Raw genomic sequence first — 20,551 nt, forward strand, 5'->3', positions numbered from 1 at the left:
TCAAGTGGTCAGTGTACGCAGCAGGTTCTTGTAGTCCTCGCGGATGTCCGCGTCGGATTCCTTAAGTTCGTTGATCTTGCGGCAGGCGTGCAGCACGGTGGTGTGGTCGCGTCCGCCAAACACATCGCCGATTTCCGGCAGGCTGTGGTTGGTCAGTTCCTTGGACAGGGCCATGGCCACCTGACGCGGACGTGCTACCGAACGCGAACGGCGTTTGGACAGCAGGTCGGAAATCTTGATTTTGTAGTATTCCGCAACGGTTCGCTGAATGTTATCCACAGAAACCAATTTGTCCTGAAGCGCCAACAAGTCCTTCAAGGATTCGCGAATCAACTCGATGGTGATGTCGCGGCCCATGAAGTGCGAGTGAGCGATCACCCGCTTGAGGGCACCTTCGAGCTCACGCACGTTGGAGCGGATACGCTGGGCGATGAAGAACGCGGCGTCGTGAGGCAGCTCGACCTTGGCCTGGTCGGCTTTCTTCATCAGGATCGCGACCCGGGTTTCCAGCTCGGGCGGCTCGACGGCCACCGTCAGGCCCCAGCCGAAACGCGACTTGAGACGTTCTTCAAGGCCTTCGATTTCTTTCGGGTAGCGGTCACTGGTGAGAATGACCTGCTGCCCGCCTTCAAGCAATGCGTTGAAGGTGTGGAAAAACTCTTCCTGGGAACGTTCCTTGCGGGCGAAGAACTGAATATCGTCGATCAGCAGAGCGTCCACCGAACGGTAGAAACGCTTGAACTCGTTGATCGCGTTCAGCTGCAGCGCCTTGACCATGTCGGCCACGAAACGCTCGGAATGCAGGTACACGACCTTGGCATTCGGGTTCTTCTTTAATAGGTGGTTGCCCACCGCATGCATCAAGTGGGTCTTACCCAAGCCTACACCACCATAAAGGAACAGCGGGTTGTAGCCATGCTTGGGGTTATCCGCGACCTGCCAGGCCGCAGCGCGAGCCAGTTGGTTGGATTTACCTTCGACGAAATTCTCGAAGGTAAAGGTCCGATTCAGGTAGCTGGTGTGCTTGAGCGCACCTTCGACCTGGACGGTGCGCTGTTCGGCACGCACCGGCGCCTGCTGGGAGCTGGCACCGGCCATCGGGTCGAAGCTGTCCCGCGAGGGCTCTTCGCTGACCTCGGCGACCTTTTGTGCGCTGCGTTTGCTCGGGGCAGGCGCGGGTGCCGGGGCGGCATGGTTGTTAACCGGTGCCGTTGCAGCCTGCTGGGCCTGTGACGCTGCGGCGGCCAGCGGCGCATTGGGTGCGGCGCGCGGTGCCGAGCTGCGCTTGCTGCCTATTAATAAGGACAACGCAGGCGCCATGCCATTGCCATGCTCGTCGAGCAGTTCCATGACCCGGCCCAGGTACTTTTCGTTGACCCAGTCGAGAACGAAACGGTTCGGTGCATAGACACGCAACTCGTCGCCTTCGGCTTCGACCTGTAGTGGACGGATCCAAGTGTTGAATTGTTGGGCAGGCAGCTCATCGCGCAAAAGCTCCACGCACTGCTGCCAAAGTTCCACTGACACGGATATCCCCTAAGTTGAAAGCCGGTGAGGCAAAAACAAGCGGCCATTGTAGCGAGCAGACGCCCACTTATCCACATGCAGCTTGCTGATCGCCCATGATTTATCAATGCGTTAACCGCGAGAAAGACGACGGGCGGTCAGTGGATAAGCTCTGTGGATAACCCGGCCTGAGGTCGTTGCACAAGTGGGGGCGAAAGTCGGTGGATAACCGGCCTGTGGATAACATGGCTTTCCACACACAGCTTATCCGACAGCGCAGCACAGGCTGGCCACTGCTTTCCCCTGTAGTTGTCATTCTCTGTACATGGCGTGCTACAAGGCCTGAGCATGGTTATCCACAGACAGGTGGCGGCCTTGCTTTTATAAGCTTTACAGAAAAGCTTTAAATAATTCCCTTCTTTATTTCTATATCTAGCGTCGTGTGATGAATCCGCCCAAGCGTCCGGATATCTATTTAAAGGAAACGCTGGTTGGAAATTGACCTAGAGGCTTGCTTTCTCTAGAATCCCCGGTCTCTTAAAACGGGGGCCATTCCGGCCCGTTGTGGACGAACCAGGTAACACGACATGAAACGTACTTTCCAACCAAGCACTATCAAACGCGCTCGTACCCACGGTTTCCGTGCTCGCATGGCTACCAAGAACGGTCGTGCCGTCCTGTCGCGTCGTCGCGCCAAAGGTCGTGCGCGTCTGGCAGTTTGATAATCCGGCACTGGAGGTGAGTCAGGACTTCAGTCGGGAAAAGCGTCTGCTTACACCCCGGCATTTCAAGGCAGTCTTTGACTCCCCTACCGGCAAGGTTCCGGGGAAAAATCTCCTGCTCCTTGCGCGCAGTAACGATCTCGATCACCCCCGACTAGGGCTGGTTATCGGGAAAAAGAGCGTCAAGCTCTCTGTTCAGCGCAATCGCCTCAAACGTCTGATGCGCGAATCGTTTCGCCTGAACCAGGATTCACTGGTTGGATGGGACATTGTTATCGTCGCGCGCAAAGGTTTGGGTGACGTAGAAAACCCCGAATTGATTCAGCATTTCGGCAAGCTCTGGAAACGTCTGGCCCGCAACAAGCCAGTACCAGCAGTCAACACCGAAACTGTAGGGGTAGACAGTCCCGATGCGTAAACTGGCACTCGTTCCGATCCAGTTTTACCGCTATGCCATTAGTCCTTTGATGGCCAGTCACTGTCGTTTCTACCCCAGTTGTTCCTGCTACGCGTACGAAGCCATAGAAAATCATGGCCTACTGCGCGGTGGCTGGCTGACCTTTCGTCGTTTAGGTCGCTGTCATCCGTGGAATCCCGGCGGTTATGACCCGGTTCCGCCTATCCCTACCTCCCGTTCTTCTTCGATGGCCGAGTAATCATGGATATCAAACGCACGATCCTGATCGTCGCCCTGGCAATCGTGTCCTACGTCATGGTCCTTAAATGGAACCAGGACTATGGCCAGGCTGCCCTGCCGACTCAGAATGTTGCAGCCAGCAATACCGCACCGAGCCTGCCGGATGTCCCAGTTGGCAACAATGCTGCCAGCAATGACGACATCCCGCGCGCGGCAAGCGATACCAGCGCTCCCGCCGAAGCCCCGGTGGCCGTAAGCAAAGATCTCATCCAGATCAAGACGGACGTGCTCGAGCTGGCAATCGATCCACAAGGTGGTGACGTCGCCCAGCTGAAGCTGCCGCTGTATCCACGTCGCCAGGATCATCCGGAAATCCCGTTCCAGTTGTTCGACAACGGTAACGAGCGCACCTATCTGGCCCAAAGTGGCCTGATCGGTACCAACGGCCCGGATTCGAGCCCGGCCGGTCGCCCGGTCTACTCCGCCGAGAAGAAGACTTATCAACTGGCTGACGGTCAGGACCAACTGGTTGTCGACCTGAAGTTCAGCAAGGATGGCGTCAACTACATCAAGCGTTTCACCTTGAAACGTGGCCTGTATGACGTAACCGTCTCTTACCTGATCGACAACCAGAGCGCCCAGCCTTGGTCCGGCGCGATGTTTGCGCAACTCAAGCGTGACGCCAGCGACGATCCTTCCTCCAGCACGGCCACCGGCACCGCGACTTACCTGGGCGCCGCCCTGTGGACAAGTTCGGAGCCTTACAAGAAAGTGTCCATGAAGGACATGGACAAGGGCCAGATCAAGGAAACCGTTCAAGGTGGCTGGGTTGCCTGGCTGCAGCACTATTTTGTAACTGCCTGGATCCCGCAGAAGGGCGAAAACAACGTCGTCCAGACGCGTAAAGACGGCAAAGGCAACTACATCGTCGGCTACACCGGCCCGGCATTGACCGCCGCGCCAGGTGCAAAAGTCGAAACCAGTGCCATTCTGTACGCCGGTCCTAAAAGCCAGGCGGTACTGAAAGAGTTGTCCCCAGGCCTGGAATTGACCGTGGACTACGGTTTCCTGTGGTTCATTGCCCAGCCGATCTTCTGGCTGCTGCAACATATCCACAGCATCGTCGGTAACTGGGGTTGGTCGATCATTTTCCTGACCATGCTGATCAAGGGGATTTTCTTCCCGTTGTCGGCCGCCAGCTACAAATCCATGGCTCGCATGCGCGCAGTGGCCCCGAAACTGGCGGCCCTGAAAGAACAACATGGCGATGACCGGCAGAAAATGTCCCAGGCCATGATGGAGCTGTACAAGAAAGAGAAGATCAACCCGTTGGGTGGTTGCTTGCCGATTCTTGTACAAATGCCTGTGTTCCTGGCGCTGTACTGGGTGCTGCTGGAAAGCGTGGAGATGCGCCAGGCACCGTTCATGCTGTGGATTACCGACCTGTCGATCAAGGATCCGTTCTTCATCCTGCCGATCATCATGGGCGCGACCATGTTCATCCAGCAGCAGTTGAACCCGACGCCTCCGGACCCGATGCAGGCGAAGGTGATGAAAATGATGCCAATCATCTTCACCTTCTTCTTCCTGTGGTTCCCGGCGGGTCTGGTGCTGTACTGGGTTGTGAACAACGTGTTGTCCATTACCCAGCAGTGGTACATCACGCGTAAGATCGAAGCGGCTGCGAAAAAAGCCGAGGCGTAACTTGCTCTGTGGATAACCACACAAAACGCCCCCTAGTGGGGCGTTTTGCTATCTGCCACTTTTGTCTGGATACCGGTTTATGAGCGCACCGCGTGAAACCATTGCCGCCGTTGCCACCGCCCAAGGTCGCGGCGGTGTCGGCATCGTCCGTATTTCGGGGCCCTTGGCCAGTGTCGCGGCCAGGGCAATCAGCGGTCGTGAACTCAAACCGCGGTTTGCTCATTACGGTCCGTTTTTCAGTGATGACCAGCAGGTCCTCGACGAGGGGCTGGCCTTGTATTTCCCGGGGCCGAATTCGTTCACCGGCGAAGACGTACTGGAACTGCAAGGGCACGGCGGCCCCATCGTGCTGGACATGCTGCTCAAGCGTTGCCTGGAGCTGGGCTGTCGCCTGGCCCGGCCGGGCGAGTTCAGTGAACGGGCATTCCTCAACGACAAGCTCGACCTGGCCCAGGCCGAGGCGATCGCCGATTTGATCGAAGCCAGTTCTGCACAGGCGGCCCGCAACGCATTGCGATCCTTGCAGGGTGCGTTTTCCCAGCGTGTGCATAACCTCACCGAACAATTGATCGGCCTGCGGATTTACGTCGAGGCCGCGATTGATTTCCCGGAAGAGGAAATCGACTTCTTAGCCGATGGCCACGTGCTGAGCATGCTGGATAAAGTGCGCGATGAGTTATCCACCGTACTGCGCGAAGCCGGGCAGGGTGCCTTGTTGCGCGATGGGATGACCGTGGTGATCGCTGGGCGGCCGAATGCCGGCAAGTCCAGCCTGTTGAATGCCCTGGCCGGGCGCGAGGCGGCGATTGTCACCGAGATCGCCGGCACCACTCGGGACATCCTGCGTGAACATATCCACATCGATGGCATGCCACTGCACGTCGTGGATACCGCAGGTTTGCGCGACACTGATGACCGGGTGGAAAAAATCGGCGTTGAGCGGGCGCTCAAGGCCATCGGTGAAGCCGACCGGGTCCTGCTGGTGGTGGATGCAACCGCACCGGAAGCGGACGATCCATTTGCCTTGTGGCCTGAATTCCTCGAAGTCCGCCCGGATCCCGCGAAAGTCACCTTGATCCGTAACAAGGCCGACCTGACCGGGGAAGCGATTGTCCTTGAGGTCAGCAACGACGGCCATGTGACGATCAGCCTGAGCGCAAAGGCGGCGGGTGAAGGCCTGGAACTGCTGCGTGAACACCTCAAGGCCTGCATGGGCTATGAGCAGACCTCGGAAAGCAGCTTCAGCGCCCGCCGGCGGCATCTTGAAGCCTTGCGCCATGCCAGCGCCGCCCTGGAACACGGTCGCGCGCAGTTGACCTTGGCGGGGGCGGGTGAGTTGTTGGCCGAAGACCTTCGCCAGGCCCAACATTCCCTTGGGGAAATTACCGGCGCCTTCAGCTCCGATGACCTGTTGGGGCGGATCTTTTCCAGCTTCTGCATCGGTAAATAACCCCGCTTTTCAAACCGGGTTTGTCCTCGAAGCCTCTCGAGTCCAACGCAAACCCGGTTCCTCCTCTCTATTTTTGAAACGATTGCCATTGATGGCGGCTTGCCTGTGGACGCTGCGGTGATCCATCGCGGCGGTTTTCTGTGGATTAAGCCCTGTGAATAACTGCCACTGAGGTCGGTTGATAAACCCCCCTCAAATCTGAAGATAACCGCCTCTGTGGATAAAAGGCCCATTCATCCACAGGCTTACACCGGTTATCCAACCCCCTCATTGCCACCTGACCACAGGGTTTTGAATCTCTGTACACATTGAAAATAAAGGCCTGTGTAATGTTATCCACAAATAGGAGGCTCAGTAAGAATAAACATAAAAACAAAGGTTTTATAAATTTCTTTCTTTTTAATTTCTTTAACCGCGAGTTTTCCACAGCTGGTTAAATTTTGTGCAAAGGGTTCTTTAGGAAAGGGGAAGTCCCTATACTTGCCGACCTGGCTCGAAAAACGCTCTGGCCAGGCTCAAGACCTATTTCCGAATTACCTGAATTAAGCAGGCACGAGGTGCGTGGTGGATTTCCCTTCCCGTTTTGAAGTGATCGTCATCGGCGGCGGTCATGCCGGTACCGAGGCAGCACTTGCATCAGCACGCATGGGGGCAAGAACCCTGTTGCTGACGCATAACGTGGAAACCCTCGGTGCCATGAGTTGCAACCCTGCCATTGGTGGGATTGGCAAGAGCCACCTGGTCAAGGAAATCGATGCCCTAGGCGGCGCGATGGCCATGGCCACCGATAAAGGTGGTATTCAGTTTCGCGTATTGAACAGCCGCAAAGGCCCAGCCGTGCGCGCTACTCGCGCCCAGGCCGACCGAATCCTGTACAAGGCCGCTGTCCGCGAAATCCTGGAAAACCAGCCGAACCTGTGGATATTTCAACAAGCAGCGGATGACCTGATTGTCGAGCAGGACCAGGTACGCGGTGTCGTCACGCAAATGGGCCTGCGTTTCCTCGCCGATTCCGTAGTGCTGACCACCGGGACATTCCTCGGTGGACTTATCCACATTGGTTTGCAGAACTTTTCCGGTGGTCGCGCGGGTGATCCGCCGTCGATCGCTCTGGCTCATCGTTTGCGTGAGCTGCCGTTGCGTGTCGGGCGCTTGAAAACCGGTACGCCACCGCGTATCGACGGTCGGTCTGTGGATTTCTCGGTGATGACCGAGCAGCCTGGCGATACGCCGGTCCCGGTCATGTCGTTCATGGGCAACAAGGAACAGCATCCACGGCAAGTCAGTTGCTGGATCACCCACACCAATGCCCGCACCCATGAAATTATTGCGGCGAACCTCGACCGTTCGCCGATGTATTCCGCTGCCGGTGAAATCGAAGGCATCGGCCCGCGTTATTGCCCGTCGATCGAAGACAAGATCCATCGCTTCGCCGACAAGGAAAGCCACCAGGTCTTCATCGAGCCGGAAGGCCTGACGACCCACGAGCTGTACCCGAACGGGATCTCAACCTCCCTGCCGTTCGATGTGCAATTGCAGATCGTGCAGTCGATTCGCGGTATGGAAAACGCCCACATCGTTCGCCCGGGCTACGCCATCGAGTACGACTACTTCGATCCGCGTGACCTGAAGTACAGCCTGGAAACCAAGGTCATTGGCGGCCTGTTCTTCGCCGGGCAGATCAACGGCACCACCGGTTACGAAGAGGCCGGCGCCCAAGGGTTGTTGGCCGGTGCCAACGCGGCACTGCGCGCCCAGGGCAAGGACAGCTGGTGCCCACGCCGCGATGAGGCATACATCGGCGTACTGGTGGATGACCTGATTACCTTGGGCACCCAGGAACCGTATCGGATGTTCACGTCCCGCGCCGAATATCGCCTGATCCTTCGCGAAGACAACGCCGACCTGCGCCTGACCGAGAAAGGTCGTGAGCTGGGGCTGGTGGATGATGTGCGTTGGGCCGCGTTCTGCAAGAAACGTGAGAGCATCGAACTGGAAGAGCAGCGCCTGAAAAGCACCTGGGTTCGCCCTGGTACCGAGCAGGGCGATGCCATTGCCGCGAAATTTGGCACGCCGCTGACCCACGAATACAACCTGCTCAACCTCTTGAGCCGCCCGGAAATCGATTATGCCGGGTTGGTGGAAGTGACCGGCCAAGGGGCGGAAGATCCACAAGTGGCCGAGCAGGTCGAAATCAAGACCAAGTACGCCGGTTACATCGACCGTCAGCAAGACGAAATCGCCCGTCTGCGCGCCAGTGAGGACACCAAGCTGCCTGTGGATATCGATTACACCGGCATTTCCGGGTTATCGAAGGAAATCCAGAGCAAGCTCGGTGCGACCCGTCCAGAGACCCTGGGCCAGGCCTCGCGCATTCCCGGCGTCACGCCAGCGGCGATTTCCCTGTTGATGATTCATTTGAAAAAACGCGGCGCGGGCCGCCAGTTGGAGCAAAGCGCTTGAGTTCGATGGTCACCTCGCAACACGCTGAAGAGTTATCCACAGGTGCCCGTCAGCTTGGTGTCAACTTGACCGAAGCCCAGCACGCGCAATTGCTGGGTTATCTGGCGTTGTTGATCAAATGGAACAAGGCCTACAACCTGACCGCCGTGCGCGATCCGGATGAAATGGTCTCGCGCCATTTGCTCGACAGCCTCAGCGTCATGTCCTTCATCGAAAACGGTCGCTGGCTGGATGTTGGCAGTGGCGGTGGCATGCCGGGCATCCCGCTGGCGATCCTGTTTCCCGACTCGCAAGTGACCTGCCTGGACAGCAACGGCAAGAAAACTCGTTTCCTGACCCAGGTCAAACTCGAACTCAAACTGGATAACCTGCAAGTTATCCACAGCCGTGTCGAAGCGTTCCAGCCTGCACAGCCTTTCAACGGGATCATCTCCCGGGCGTTCAGCAGCATGGAGAACTTCAGCAACTGGACGCGCCACCTGGGCGACGCCGATACGCGCTGGCTGGCAATGAAGGGCGTTCATCCGGCCGATGAGCTGGTAGCATTGCCGGCAGACTTCCACCTTGATAGCGAACACGCCTTGGCCGTACCCGGTTGCCAAGGCCAACGCCATCTGCTGATACTGCGCCGCACGGCATGATTGGGAACACAAGCAAGAATGGCTAAGGTATTCGCGATAGCGAACCAGAAGGGTGGTGTGGGCAAGACCACCACCTGTATCAACCTCGCAGCATCCCTGGTCGCGACCAAGCGCCGGGTGCTGTTGATCGATCTCGATCCACAGGGCAACGCCACCATGGGTAGCGGTGTGGATAAGCATGGCTTGGAAAACTCCATCTACGACGTCCTGATCGGCGAATGCGATCTGGGCCAGGCCATGCACTTCTCCGAACACGGCGGTTATCAACTGCTGCCGGCCAACCGTGACCTGACGGCGGCCGAAGTGGTGCTGCTGGAAATGCAGATGAAGGAAAGCCGCCTGCGCAGCGCCTTGGCGCCGATCCGGGAAAACTACGATTACATCCTGATCGACTGCCCGCCGTCGCTGTCGATGCTGACCCTCAACGCCCTGGTGGCGGCCGATGGGGTGATTATCCCCATGCAGTGCGAATATTTCGCATTGGAAGGCTTGAGCGACCTTGTGGATAACATCAAGCGCATCGCCGAACTGCTGAACCCGGACCTGAAGGTCGAAGGCCTGCTGCGGACCATGTACGACCCGCGCCTGAGCCTGATGAACGATGTGTCGGCCCAGCTCAAGGAACACTTCGGCGAGCAGCTCTACGACACGGTCATCCCGCGGAACATCCGCCTGGCCGAAGCGCCCAGCTACGGCATGCCGGCCCTGGCCTACGACAAACAATCCCGTGGTGCGCTGGCCTACCTGGCCCTGGCGGGCGAGATGGTTCGCCGTCAGCGCCGTAATCCACGCACCGCTGCAGCCCAGCCAACTTAAGGAAACCCCATGGCCGTCAAGAAACGAGGTCTCGGACGTGGACTGGATGCACTGCTCAGTGGTCCCACTGTCAGTTCGCTGGAAGAGCAGGCCGTACAGGTCGATCAACGCGAGTTGCAGCACTTGCCGCTGGACCTGATCCAGCGCGGCAAATACCAGCCGCGCCGGGACATGGATCCCCAGGCGCTGGAAGAACTGGCCCAGTCGATCAAGAGCCAGGGCGTGATGCAGCCGATCGTGGTCCGGCCGATCGCCAACGGGCGCTTCGAGATCATTGCCGGCGAACGTCGCTGGCGCGCCAGCCAGCAGGCCGGCCAGGAAACCATTCCGGCGATGGTCCGCGATGTGCCGGATGAAACCGCCATCGCCATGGCGCTGATCGAGAACATCCAGCGCGAAGACCTCAATCCGATTGAAGAAGCCGTGGCCCTGCAACGTTTGCAGCAGGAGTTCCAGCTGACCCAGCAACAAGTTGCCGAGGCGGTGGGCAAGTCCCGCGTGACCGTGGCCAATTTGTTGCGCCTGATTGCGTTGCCGGAAGTCATCAAGACCATGCTGTCCCATGGCGACCTGGAAATGGGTCATGCCCGTGCATTGCTCGGTTTGCCGGAAAATCAACAGGTTGAAGGGGCGCGACATGTTGTCGCACGCGGTCTGACTGTGCGCCAAACTGAAGCACTGGTTCGTCAGTGGCTGAGTGGCAAACCGGCCCCTGTCGAGGCACCCAAAACCGATCCTGATATCGCTCGCCTGGAACAGCGCCTGGCCGAGCGCCTGGGCTCTGCGGTGCAGATCCGCCACGGCAAGAAGGGCAAAGGGCAACTGGTGATTGGCTACAACTCCCTCGATGAGCTGCAAGGCGTCCTTGCACACATTCGCTGAAACAATTGCTCTTGTAGCGCGCAGTCGGAAATCACTACCTGGCAGTTGAATAGGGGCAGAACCGCCCCTATACTCTGCGCGCATTTTGTCGGCACAAATTATGCCAAGTTATTGAATTATGGCGGCCGACTATTGGAGAGCAAAAGCGATGGAAACCCGCACGCCAAACCGCTTGCCGTTCCATCGTCTGGCAGTTTTCCCGGTTTTGATGGCCCAATTCGCCGTTGTATTGATCGCCGCACTGGCGCTCTGGCAATGGAAAGGAGTCGTCGCCGGATACTCAGGGCTTTGCGGAGGCCTGATAGCCTTGCTTCCCAATATTTACTTCGCTCACAGGGCCTTTCGGTTTTCCGGCGCCCGAGCAGCCCAGGCTATCGTCCGGTCTTTTTATGCCGGCGAGGCGGGGAAACTGATTTTGACGGCAGTGCTGTTTGCATTGACGTTCGCAGGTGTGAAGCCACTGGCGCCGCTGGCTGTATTCAGCGTCTTCGTGCTGACCCAACTGGTTAGCTGGTTCGCTCCCCTGCTAATGAGAACAAGACTTTCGAGACCTTAGGGCGTTTGAGGCAACCATGGCAGAGACAACCGCTTCGGGCTATATCCAGCACCACTTGCAGAACCTGACCTTCGGTCAGCTACCCAACGGCGGCTGGGGCTTTGCCCACACCGCAGCAGAAGCCAAGGAAATGGGTTTCTGGGCTTTCCACGTCGATACCCTCGGCTGGTCGGTCGCATTGGGTCTGATCTTCGTTTTTCTTTTCCGCATGGCGGCAAAGAAGGCGACTTCCGGTCAGCCTGGTGCACTGCAGAACTTCGTTGAAGTACTGGTCGAATTCGTCGATGGCAGCGTGAAGGACAGCTTCCATGGCCGTAGCCCGGTGATCGCACCGTTGGCACTGACCATCTTCGTCTGGGTGTTCCTGATGAACGCCGTCGACCTGGTACCGGTCGACTGGATTCCTCAGTTGGCCATCCTGATCTCCGGTGACCACCACATCCCATTCCGCGCTGTGTCGACCACCGACCCGAACGCGACCCTGGGCATGGCCTTCTCGGTCTTCGCACTGATCATTTTCTATAGCATCAAGGTCAAGGGCATCGGCGGCTTCATCGGCGAACTGACCCTGCACCCGTTCGGCAGCAAGAACATCCTGGTCCAAGCCCTGCTGATCCCGGTGAACTTCCTGCTCGAATTCGTGACCCTGATCGCCAAACCGATTTCTCTGGCACTGCGTCTGTTCGGCAACATGTATGCCGGCGAACTGGTGTTCATCCTGATCGCTGTGATGTTCGGCAGCGGCCTGCTGTGGCTCAGCGGCCTGGGTGTGGTCCTGCAATGGGCGTGGGCTGTGTTCCACATCCTGATCATCACCCTGCAGGCGTTCATCTTCATGATGTTGACCATCGTCTACCTGTCGATGGCGCACGAAGAAAACCATTAAGGCCAGTCTCGACTAGTCTGATGTCCTTCCCGGTCAAACGGGAAGGAGCCCGAACCGGGCTGAGAAACGATTTGTTTTACCGCTTTAATCTAAAAAACCTAAACCATACGACGTAAAAGTCGGGAGGAAAGATGGAAACTGTAGTTGGTCTAACCGCTATCGCTGTTGCACTGTTGATCGGCCTGGGCGCACTGGGTACCGCAATTGGTTTCGGCCTGTTGGGCGGCAAGTTCCTGGAAGGCGCAGCGCGTCAGCCAGAAATGGTTCCAATGCTGCAAGTCAAAATGTTCATCGTGGCCGGTCTGCTCGACGCCGTGACCATGATCGGTGTTGGTATCGCTCTGTTCTTCACCTTTGCGAACCCGTTCGTTGGTCAAATCGCTGGCTAATTACTCGGATGTCTCGAGTAGATTGGTGTGATGGACAACGTAACTGCGAGGTGTTGGCGTGAACATTAATGCGACCCTGATTGGCCAGTCCGTTGCGTTCCTGATTTTTGTACTGTTCTGCATGAAGTTCGTATGGCCTCCGGTCATTGCGGCATTGCACGAACGTCAAAAGAAGATCGCTGATGGTCTGGACGCTGCCAGCCGTGCAGCTCGCGACCTGGAGTTGGCCCATGAGAAAGTGGGTCAGCAACTGCGCGAAGCGAAAGCTCAGGCAGCTGAAATCATCGAGCAAGCCAAGAAACGCGGTACCCAGATTGTCGACGAAGCCCGTGAACAGGCTCGCGTCGAAGCTGACCGTGTGAAGGCTCAGGCTCAAGCCGAGATCGAACAGGAACTCAACAGTGTCAAAGACGCGCTGCGTGCCCAAGTGGGTGCTCTGGCCGTTGGCGGTGCTTCGAAGATCCTGGGTGCCACAATCGATCAAAACGCGCACGCAGAGCTGGTTAACCAACTGGCTGCTGAAATCTAAGCGAGGGCGATCATGGCAGAACTGACCACGTTGGCCCGACCTTACGCTAAGGCGGCCTTCGAGCACGCTCAGGCCCACCAGCAACTGGCCAATTGGTCAGCCATGCTCGGCCTGGCTGCAGCGGTGTCGCAAGACGACACCATGCAGCGCGTGCTCAAGGCCCCGCGACTGACGAGCGCAGAAAAGGCCGCCACGTTCATTGACGTGTGCGGCGACAAGTTCGATGCCAAGGCACAGAATTTCATTCACGTCGTTGCCGAAAACGACCGTCTCCTGCTTCTGCCGGAGATCGCCACTCTTTTTGACCTGTACAAGGCCGAGCAAGAGAAGTCGGTAGACGTGGAAGTGACCAGTGCTTTCGCATTGAACCAAGAACAGCAAGACAAACTCGCCAAGGTTCTCAGTGCACGACTCAACCGGGAAGTGCGCCTGCAAGTCGAGGAAGACAAGTCCCTGATAGGGGGCGTTGTAATCCGCGCCGGCGACCTGGTTATCGATGGCTCGATTCGCGGCAAAATCGCGAAACTTGCCGAAGCATTGAAATCTTGAGTTTGAAGGGGCAGCAGAGCAATGCAGCAACTCAATCCTTCCGAAATAAGTGAAATTATCAAGGGCCGCATCGACAAGCTCGATGTGACCTCCCAAGCCCGTAACGAAGGCACTGTCGTCAGCGTATCTGACGGCATCGTGCGGATTCACGGTCTGGCCGACGTCATGTACGGCGAGATGATCGAGTTTCCGGGCGGCGTCTACGGTATGGCCCTCAACCTGGAGCAAGACTCTGTAGGTGCCGTGGTATTGGGCGCGTACACCTCTCTGGCTGAAGGCATGAGCGCCAAGTGCACCGGCCGCATCCTCGAAGTTCCGGTTGGTAAGGAACTGCTGGGTCGTGTTGTCGACGCACTGGGTAACCCTGTTGACGGCAAAGGTCCGCTGAACAACACCGAGACCGACGCGGTCGAGAAAGTTGCTCCTGGCGTGATCTGGCGTAAGTCGGTAGACCAGCCTGTACAGACTGGCTACAAGGCTGTCGATGCCATGATCCCTGTCGGCCGTGGCCAGCGTGAGCTGATCATCGGTGACCGTCAGATCGGTAAGACCGCTCTGGCGATCGACGCGATCATCAACCAGAAGAACAGCGGCATTTTCTGCGTCTACGTAGCCATCGGTCAGAAGCAATCGACCATCGCCAACGTGGTTCGCAAGCTGGAAGAAAACGGCGCCCTGGCCAACACGATCATCGTGGCTGCCAGTGCTTCGGAATCTCCTGCGCTGCAGTTCCTGGCACCGTACTCCGGTTGCACCATGGGTGAATTCTTCCGCGACCGCGGTGAAGACGCGCTGATCGTTTATGACGATCTGTCCAAGCAGGCAGTGGCTTATCGCCAGATCTCCCTGCTGCTGCGCCGTCCACCAGGCCGTGAAGCCTACCCAGGCGACGTGTTCTATCTCCACTCCCGTCTGCTGGAGCGCGCATCCCGCGTTTCGGAAGAGTACGTAGAGAAGTTCACCAACGGCGCAGTGACTGGCAAGACCGGTTCCCTGACCGCGCTGCCGATCATCGAAACCCAGGCTGGCGACGTTTCCGCGTTCGTTCCGACCAACGTGATTTCCATCACCGACGGTCAGATCTTCCTGGAATCGGCCATGTTCAACTCGGGCATCCGTCCTGCTGTGAACGCCGGTGTTTCGGTATCCCGTGTGGGTGGTGCCGCTCAGACCAAGATCATCAAGAAGCTGTCCGGTGGTATTCGTACCGCCCTGGCCCAGTACCGTGAACTGGCGGCATTCGCCCAGTTCGCTTCTGACCTGGACGAAGCGACCCGTAAGCAACTTGAGCATGGTCAGCGCGTTACCGAGCTGATGAAGCAGAAGCAATACGCACCGATGTCGATCGCTGACATGGCGCTGTCGCTGTATGCCGCTGAGCGTGGGTTCCTGACTGACGTTGAAATCGCCAAGGTCGGCAGCTTTGAACAAGCGCTGATTGCTTACTTCAACCGCGATCACGCCGACTTGTTGGCCAAGATCAACGTGAAGGGTGACTTCAATGACGAAATCGACGCGGGCATGAAAGCCGGTATCGAGAAGTTCAAGGCCACCCAAACCTGGTAAGCCGCAGCGGGAGTCGCAAGGCTCCCGCTTGCTAACCTGATAGGTGTTACATGGCAGGCGCAAAAGAGATTCGCAGTAAGATTGCGAGCATCAAAAGCACGCAAAAAATTACCAGCGCCATGGAAAAAGTGGCGGTCAGCAAAATGCGCAAGGCACAAATGCGCATGGCTGCTAGCCGCCCTTATGCGGAGCGCATCCGCCAGGTGATTGGTCATCTGGCCAACGCCAACCCGGAATATCGCCACCCGTTCATGATCGAACGCGCCATCAAGCGCGTCGGTTACGTCGTGGTGAGCAGTGACCGTGGTCTGTGCGGTGGCTTGAACACCAACCTGTTCAAGGCCCTGGTCAAGGACATGGCTGTAAACCGCGAACAAGGCGTCGAGATCGATCTGTGCGTGATTGGTAGCAAGGGTGCGGCTTTCTTCCGTAACTTCGGCGGCAACGTCGTCGCTGCTATCAGCCACCTGGGTGAAGAGCCGTCGATCAATGACCTGATCGGCAGTGTCAAGGTGATGCTGGATGCGTACCTGGAAGGCCGGATTGACCGTCTGTCCGTGGTATCCAACAAGTTCATCAACACCATGACGCAGCTGCCAACCGTGGAGCAATTGGTCCCACTGGTGGCGACCCCGGAACAGGAACTCAAGCACCACTGGGACTACCTCTACGAACCGGATGCCAAGGAGCTGCTCGACGGCTTGATGGTCCGCTACGTGGAGTCGCAGGTCTACCAGGCGGTGGTCGAGAACAACGCAGCTGAACAAGCAGCGCGGATGATCGCGATGAAGAACGCTACCGACAACGCCGGTGATTTGATCAGCGATTTGCAGCTGATCTACAACAAGGCGCGCCAGGCTGCGATCACCCAAGAGATCTCGGAAATCGTCGGCGGCGCTGCCGCGGTTTAACGGTTCAAATATTCAGAGGATCCAGCTATGAGTAGCGGACGTATCGTTCAAATCATCGGCGCCGTTATCGACGTGGAATTTCCACGCGACAGCGTACCGAGCATCTACAACGCGCTGAAAGTACAAGGCGCGGAAACTACCCTGGAAGTTCAGCAGCAGCTGGGCGACGGCATCGTTCGCACCATTGCGATGGGTTCTACCGAAGGCTTGAAGCGCGGTCTGGACGTTGTCGACTCTGGCGCTGCCATCTCCGTACCGGTCGGTAAAGCGACCCTGGGCCGGATCATGGACGTACTGGGCAACCCGATCGACGAAGCCGGTCCGATCGACACCGAAGAGCGCTGGGGCATTCACCGTCCTGCGCCATCCTTCGCTGAACAGGCAGGCGGCAACGACCTGCTGGAAACCGGCATCAAGGTTATCGACCTGGTTTGCCCGTTCGCCAAGGGCGGTAAAGTCGGTCTGTTCGGTGGTGCCGGTGTGGGCAAGACCGTAAACATGATGGAACTGATCCGTAACATCGCCATCGAGCACAGCGGTTATTCCGTGTTCGCCGGTGTGGGTGAGCGTACTCGTGAGGGTAACGACTTCTACCACGAGATGAAGGATTCCAACGTTCTGGACAAAGTGGCACTGGTCTACGGCCAGATGAACGAGCCGCCGGGAAACCGTCTGCGCGTAGCCCTGACCGGCCTGACCATGGCCGAGAAGTTCCGTGACGAAGGTAACGACGTTCTGCTGTTCGTCGACAACATCTACCGTTACACCCTCGCCGGTACCGAAGTATCCGCACTGCTGGGCCGTATGCCTTCGGCAGTAGGTTACCAGCCGACCCTGGCTGAAGAGATGGGCGTTCTGCAAGAACGTATCACTTCGACCAAGGAAGGTTCGATCACTTCGATCCAAGCGGTATACGTACCTGCGGATGACTTGACCGACCCGTCGCCAGCGACCACCTTCGCCCACTTGGACGCCACCGTCGTTCTGTCCCGTGATATCGCTTCCCTGGGTATCTACCCAGCGGTTGACCCACTGGACTCGACTTCGCGCCAGCTGGACCCGAACGTGATCGGCCAGGAGCACTACGACACCGCTCGCGGCGTCCAGTACGTGCTGCAGCGCTACAAAGAGCTGAAGGACATCATTGCGATCCTGGGTATGGACGAGCTGTCGGAAGCCGACAAGCAGTTGGTATCCCGCGCTCGTAAGATCCAGCGCTTCTTGTCGCAGCCGTTCTTCGTGGCTGAAGTCTTCACCGGTGCCTCGGGTAAATACGTTTCCCTGAAAGACACCATTGCTGGCTTCAAAGGCATCCTCAACGGTGACTACGACCACCTGCCAGAACAAGCGTTCTACATGGTCGGCGGCATCGAAGAAGCGATCGAGAAAGCCAAGAAACTGTAATCCCGGCGCCCGGCAACGGGCGCTAATTTAGGTTGAGGCAATCAGATGGCTATGACAGTCCATTGCGATATCGTCAGTGCGGAAGGGGAAATCTTCTCCGGTCTGGTCGAGATGGTGATTGCGCATGGTGAGCTGGGTGATCTTGGTATCGCTCTGGGTCACGCACCGCTGATCACTAATCTGAAACCGGGTCCGATCCGCTTGATCAAGCAGGGCGGGGAAGCCGAGGTGTATTACATCTCCGGTGGTTTCCTCGAGGTTCAGCCGAACATGGTCAAGGTCCTTGCCGACACTGTGCAACGTGCTGCCGACCTGGACGAAGCCTCCGCTCAGGAAGCCGTCAAGGCTGCCGAGAAGGCCCTGCACGAGCGAGGCGCGGAGTTCGATTACGGTTCTGCTGCTGCACGTCTGGCCGAGGCCGCAGCCCAGCTGCGCACCGTCCAGCAGATCCGCAAGAAGTTCGGCGGCTAAGCCGTCTGCTTTCTGTGCGATTGATTAAAAAGGGTAGCCTCGGCTACCCTTTTTTCTTTTCCCGACACTCATCATCTGGTCGCAGCCGCTGACCACCCAGGATTGGTAGCCAGTCATGTCTCTCGAAATCGTTATCCTCGCGGCCGGTCAAGGCACCCGCATGCGTTCGGCGCTGCCCAAGGTCTTGCACCCGGTAGCCGGCAATTCCATGCTCGGCCATGTTATCCACAGCGCCCGGCAACTTGATCCACAGCGCATTCACGTGGTGATCGGCCACGGTGCCGATGCTGTGCGCGAACGCCTGGCCGCCGATGACCTGAATTTCGTCTTGCAGGACAAACAACTGGGCACTGGCCATGCGGTGGCCCAGGCAGTGCCATTCATCACGGCGGATACGGTGCTGATTCTCTACGGCGATGTGCCGCTGATCGAAGTCGACACCTTGCAACGCCTGCTCAAGCATGTCGCGCCACAACAGTTGGGCCTGTTGACCGTCGAGCTGGACGACCCAACCGGTTATGGCCGCATCGTGCGTGACGTCGACGGCCAAGTGACCGCCATCGTCGAACAGAAGGACGCCAACGAAGCCCAGCGCGCGATCACTGAAGGCAACACTGGGATTCTGGCCGTGCCGGCTGAGCGCCTGGGTGACTGGATGAGTCGTCTGTCGAACAACAACGCCCAGGGTGAGTACTACCTGACAGACGTGATCGCCATGGCGGTCAGCGATGGACTGGTGGTCGCCACCGAGCAGCCGTTGGACGCCATGGAAGTGCAGGGCGCCAACGATCGCCGGCAATTGGCCGAACTGGAGCGCCACTATCAATTGCGCGCCGCCCGCCGCCTGATGGCCCAAGGCGTGACGCTGCGCGATCCGGCCCGTTTCGACGTGCGCGGTGAAGTCAGCGTGGGTCGCGATGTGGTCATCGATATCAACGTCATCCTCGAAGGCAAGGTTGTCATCGAAGACGATGTGGTCATTGGTCCGAACTGCGTGATCAAGGACAGCACCCTGCACAAAGGCGTGGTGATCAAGGCCAACAGCCATCTCGATGGTGCGGTCATGGGGGAGGGCAGCGATGCTGGCCCGTTTGCCCGCCTGCGCCCAGGCTCTGTGCTGGAAGCCCGTGCCCATGTGGGTAACTTTGTTGAACTGAAGAATGCTCACCTGGGCGAAGGCGCCAAGGCCGGGCACCTGACCTACCTCGGTGACGCTGAAGTCGGCGCCCGCACCAACATTGGCGCCGGGACTATCACCTGTAACTACGACGGTGCCAACAAGTGGAAAACCGTGTTGGGTGAGGACGTGTTCATCGGCTCCAACAATTCGCTGGTGGCGCCTGTGACCCTCGGTGATGGTTCAAGCACGGCCGCAGGTTCGACCATCAATCAGGATGTGGATAACGCTCAGCTCGCGGTGGCGCGCGCCCGGCAACGCAATATCGACGGCTGGAAGCGCCCGGTAAAAATCAAGAAGAGCTAAGTTATCCACAGCCCCCGTGTGGGAGCGGGCTTGCTCGCGAAAGCGTTGTTTCAGTTCACGTTGTACTGTCTGATTCGACCCCTTCGCGAGCAAGCCCGCTCCCACATTGATTTCATGATTTCTGAATTTTTCTTCTCCCGCCTTGACGATAGCCCTGCAATAGGTTTTGATTAGTTACGTTATCTTTCGAATCGAAACTTACCTCGCCATGTCAAAGCGCAACACACCACAACGCCGTCACAATATTCTTGCCTTGCTCCAGGAGCAGGGTGAGGTCAGTGTGGATGAGTTGGCCAAGCGCTTCGAAACCTCGGAAGTTACGATTCGCAAGGATCTCGCTGCCCTGGAAACCAATGGCCTGCTGCTGCGTCGCTACGGTGGCGCGGTGCCGATGCCGCAGGAGTTGGTGGCCGATAACGGGCAAACCGTCTCCAAGTACAAACTGGCCATTGCCCGGGCCGCCGTGAAGCGGATCCGTGAACATGCGCGCATCATCATCGACAGCGGCAGCACCACGGCGGCCATGATTCCGCAACTCGGCCAACAGCCGGGCCTGGTGGTGATGACCAATTCCCTGCACGTCGCCAACGCCTTGAGCGAACTGGAGCACGAGCCGGTGCTGTTGATGACCGGCGGTACCTGGGATCCTCACTCCGAGTCGTTCCAGGGCCAGGTGGCCGAGCAGGTCCTGCGTTCCTATGACTTCGACCAACTGTTCATCGGCGCCGACGGCATCGATCTGGTTCGAGGCACCACCACCTTCAACGAACTGCTGGGCTTGAGCCGCGTGATGGCTGAGGTTGCCCGGGAAGTGATCGTCATGGTGGAGGCCGACAAGATCGGCCGGAAAATCCCCAACCTGGAACTGCCGTGGAGCAGCGTCCATACCCTAATTACCGATGATCGCCTGCCCGTAGAGGCCCGCGATCAGATTCAGGCGCGCGGCATTACTGTGATCTGCGCGCCTGTCAGCCAGGAGAAATAGC

The 20,551-nt window shown here is 58.0% G+C and carries 21 protein-coding genes; 20 read left to right on the forward strand and 1 reads right to left on the reverse strand.

Translation table 11 applies throughout. The features are described from left to right. Entirely contained in the window at positions 1–1,527 is a 1,527-nt protein-coding gene (gene dnaA / locus BM300_RS15520) for a chromosomal replication initiator protein DnaA (RefSeq protein ID WP_092147503.1), read from the reverse strand. Between the two features lie 566 nt (positions 1,528–2,093). Between dnaA and rpmH the strand changes: the two genes are divergently transcribed. The 20 genes from rpmH (at position 2,094) to BM300_RS15625 (ending at position 20,550) form a co-directional block, all read left to right on the forward strand. Next, complete coding sequence (rpmH, locus tag BM300_RS15525) at positions 2,094–2,228, forward strand: 50S ribosomal protein L34 (protein WP_003213577.1); 135 nt, start codon at positions 2,094–2,096, stop codon at positions 2,226–2,228. A 16-nt stretch (positions 2,229–2,244) separates the two neighbouring features. Beyond that, the gene (gene rnpA / locus BM300_RS15530; protein ID WP_003207107.1) at positions 2,245–2,646 is read left to right on the forward strand and encodes a ribonuclease P protein component; all 402 of its coding nucleotides are present in this window, start codon (positions 2,245–2,247) and stop codon (positions 2,644–2,646) included. After that, positions 2,639–2,884: a membrane protein insertion efficiency factor YidD gene (gene yidD, locus BM300_RS15535; RefSeq protein WP_010465488.1), complete on the forward strand. Its 246-nt coding sequence runs from the start codon at positions 2,639–2,641 to the stop codon at positions 2,882–2,884. Before rnpA ends, yidD begins: the two co-directional genes overlap by 8 nt. Before the next feature lie 2 nt (positions 2,885–2,886). After that, on the forward strand, positions 2,887–4,569 hold the full coding sequence (gene yidC / locus BM300_RS15540; RefSeq protein WP_092147506.1) for a membrane protein insertase YidC: 1,683 nt from the start codon (positions 2,887–2,889) through the stop codon (positions 4,567–4,569). Positions 4,570–4,648: 79 nt separating this feature from the next. Continuing rightward, positions 4,649–6,019, forward strand: coding sequence for a tRNA uridine-5-carboxymethylaminomethyl(34) synthesis GTPase MnmE (mnmE, locus tag BM300_RS15545; protein ID WP_092147509.1), 1,371 nt, complete (start codon positions 4,649–4,651; stop codon positions 6,017–6,019). 564 nt (positions 6,020–6,583) lie between these two features. Next, positions 6,584–8,482, forward strand: coding sequence for a tRNA uridine-5-carboxymethylaminomethyl(34) synthesis enzyme MnmG (gene mnmG, locus BM300_RS15555; protein ID WP_092147512.1), 1,899 nt, complete (start codon positions 6,584–6,586; stop codon positions 8,480–8,482). A gap of 5 nt (positions 8,483–8,487) precedes the next feature. Beyond that, complete coding sequence (rsmG, locus tag BM300_RS15560; RefSeq protein WP_170845928.1) at positions 8,488–9,123, forward strand: 16S rRNA (guanine(527)-N(7))-methyltransferase RsmG; 636 nt, start codon at positions 8,488–8,490, stop codon at positions 9,121–9,123. 18 nt (positions 9,124–9,141) lie between these two features. Then, positions 9,142–9,939: a ParA family protein gene (locus tag BM300_RS15565; protein WP_003207100.1), complete on the forward strand. Its 798-nt coding sequence runs from the start codon at positions 9,142–9,144 to the stop codon at positions 9,937–9,939. A 9-nt stretch (positions 9,940–9,948) separates the two neighbouring features. After that, positions 9,949–10,821 carry a ParB/RepB/Spo0J family partition protein gene (locus BM300_RS15570; RefSeq protein WP_003207098.1) on the forward strand — a complete coding sequence of 291 codons (873 nt, stop codon included), beginning with the start codon at positions 9,949–9,951 and terminating at the stop codon, positions 10,819–10,821. Positions 10,822–10,969: 148 nt separating this feature from the next. Beyond that, complete coding sequence (locus tag BM300_RS15575; protein ID WP_063323658.1) at positions 10,970–11,377, forward strand: F0F1 ATP synthase subunit I; 408 nt, start codon at positions 10,970–10,972, stop codon at positions 11,375–11,377. A gap of 16 nt (positions 11,378–11,393) precedes the next feature. Further along, positions 11,394–12,263 carry a F0F1 ATP synthase subunit A gene (gene atpB / locus BM300_RS15580; RefSeq protein ID WP_092147515.1) on the forward strand — a complete coding sequence of 290 codons (870 nt, stop codon included), beginning with the start codon at positions 11,394–11,396 and terminating at the stop codon, positions 12,261–12,263. A 131-nt stretch (positions 12,264–12,394) separates the two neighbouring features. Then, positions 12,395–12,652, forward strand: coding sequence for a F0F1 ATP synthase subunit C (atpE, locus tag BM300_RS15585; RefSeq protein WP_003097235.1), 258 nt, complete (start codon positions 12,395–12,397; stop codon positions 12,650–12,652). 58 nt (positions 12,653–12,710) lie between these two features. Next, positions 12,711–13,181 (forward strand): F0F1 ATP synthase subunit B, encoded by a 471-nt coding sequence (locus BM300_RS15590; RefSeq protein ID WP_003187193.1) that lies wholly within the window; start codon positions 12,711–12,713, stop codon positions 13,179–13,181. Positions 13,182–13,193: 12 nt separating this feature from the next. After that, positions 13,194–13,730 (forward strand): F0F1 ATP synthase subunit delta, encoded by a 537-nt coding sequence (locus tag BM300_RS15595; protein ID WP_003207094.1) that lies wholly within the window; start codon positions 13,194–13,196, stop codon positions 13,728–13,730. 21 nt (positions 13,731–13,751) lie between these two features. After that, entirely contained in the window at positions 13,752–15,296 is a 1,545-nt protein-coding gene (atpA, locus tag BM300_RS15600) for a F0F1 ATP synthase subunit alpha (RefSeq protein ID WP_017129296.1), read from the forward strand. 50 nt (positions 15,297–15,346) lie between these two features. Then, positions 15,347–16,207, forward strand: a complete 861-nt coding sequence (gene atpG / locus BM300_RS15605; RefSeq protein WP_063323660.1) for a F0F1 ATP synthase subunit gamma — start codon at positions 15,347–15,349, stop codon at positions 16,205–16,207. A 27-nt stretch (positions 16,208–16,234) separates the two neighbouring features. Then, the gene (gene atpD, locus BM300_RS15610; protein ID WP_014340987.1) at positions 16,235–17,611 is read left to right on the forward strand and encodes a F0F1 ATP synthase subunit beta; all 1,377 of its coding nucleotides are present in this window, start codon (positions 16,235–16,237) and stop codon (positions 17,609–17,611) included. 45 nt (positions 17,612–17,656) lie between these two features. Beyond that, entirely contained in the window at positions 17,657–18,082 is a 426-nt protein-coding gene (locus BM300_RS15615; protein ID WP_003207087.1) for a F0F1 ATP synthase subunit epsilon, read from the forward strand. 115 nt (positions 18,083–18,197) lie between these two features. Further along, a complete protein-coding gene (glmU, locus tag BM300_RS15620; protein ID WP_092147518.1) occupies positions 18,198–19,565 on the forward strand; it encodes a bifunctional UDP-N-acetylglucosamine diphosphorylase/glucosamine-1-phosphate N-acetyltransferase GlmU in 1,368 nt (455 codons plus the stop codon). Between the two features lie 208 nt (positions 19,566–19,773). Next, entirely contained in the window at positions 19,774–20,550 is a 777-nt protein-coding gene (locus BM300_RS15625) for a DeoR/GlpR family DNA-binding transcription regulator (RefSeq protein WP_060739917.1), read from the forward strand. Position 20,551 lies beyond the last annotated feature (1 nt).

Source organism: Pseudomonas sp. NFACC46-3, assembly GCF_900114515.1.
In the GTDB taxonomy this organism is placed as follows: Bacteria; Pseudomonadota; Gammaproteobacteria; order Pseudomonadales; family Pseudomonadaceae; genus Aquipseudomonas; species Aquipseudomonas fluorescens_Q.

Coding starts and splice junctions, on each gene's coding strand:
- mnmE (WP_092147509.1), top strand. CDS start 4,649: ATGAGCGCACCGCGTGAAACCATTGCCGCCGTTGCCACCGCCCAAGGT.
- BM300_RS15575 (WP_063323658.1), top strand. CDS start 10,970: ATGGAAACCCGCACGCCAAACCGCTTGCCGTTCCATCGTCTGGCAGTT.
- rsmG (WP_170845928.1), top strand. CDS start 8,488: ATGGTCACCTCGCAACACGCTGAAGAGTTATCCACAGGTGCCCGTCAG.
- yidC (WP_092147506.1), top strand. CDS start 2,887: ATGGATATCAAACGCACGATCCTGATCGTCGCCCTGGCAATCGTGTCC.
- atpB (WP_092147515.1), top strand. CDS start 11,394: ATGGCAGAGACAACCGCTTCGGGCTATATCCAGCACCACTTGCAGAAC.
- BM300_RS15565 (WP_003207100.1), top strand. CDS start 9,142: ATGGCTAAGGTATTCGCGATAGCGAACCAGAAGGGTGGTGTGGGCAAG.
- BM300_RS15570 (WP_003207098.1), top strand. CDS start 9,949: ATGGCCGTCAAGAAACGAGGTCTCGGACGTGGACTGGATGCACTGCTC.
- BM300_RS15615 (WP_003207087.1), top strand. CDS start 17,657: ATGGCTATGACAGTCCATTGCGATATCGTCAGTGCGGAAGGGGAAATC.
- atpD (WP_014340987.1), top strand. CDS start 16,235: ATGAGTAGCGGACGTATCGTTCAAATCATCGGCGCCGTTATCGACGTG.
- atpG (WP_063323660.1), top strand. CDS start 15,347: ATGGCAGGCGCAAAAGAGATTCGCAGTAAGATTGCGAGCATCAAAAGC.
- BM300_RS15625 (WP_060739917.1), top strand. CDS start 19,774: ATGTCAAAGCGCAACACACCACAACGCCGTCACAATATTCTTGCCTTG.
- yidD (WP_010465488.1), top strand. CDS start 2,639: ATGCGTAAACTGGCACTCGTTCCGATCCAGTTTTACCGCTATGCCATT.
- rpmH (WP_003213577.1), top strand. CDS start 2,094: ATGAAACGTACTTTCCAACCAAGCACTATCAAACGCGCTCGTACCCAC.
- atpE (WP_003097235.1), top strand. CDS start 12,395: ATGGAAACTGTAGTTGGTCTAACCGCTATCGCTGTTGCACTGTTGATC.
- BM300_RS15595 (WP_003207094.1), top strand. CDS start 13,194: ATGGCAGAACTGACCACGTTGGCCCGACCTTACGCTAAGGCGGCCTTC.
- glmU (WP_092147518.1), top strand. CDS start 18,198: ATGTCTCTCGAAATCGTTATCCTCGCGGCCGGTCAAGGCACCCGCATG.
- atpA (WP_017129296.1), top strand. CDS start 13,752: ATGCAGCAACTCAATCCTTCCGAAATAAGTGAAATTATCAAGGGCCGC.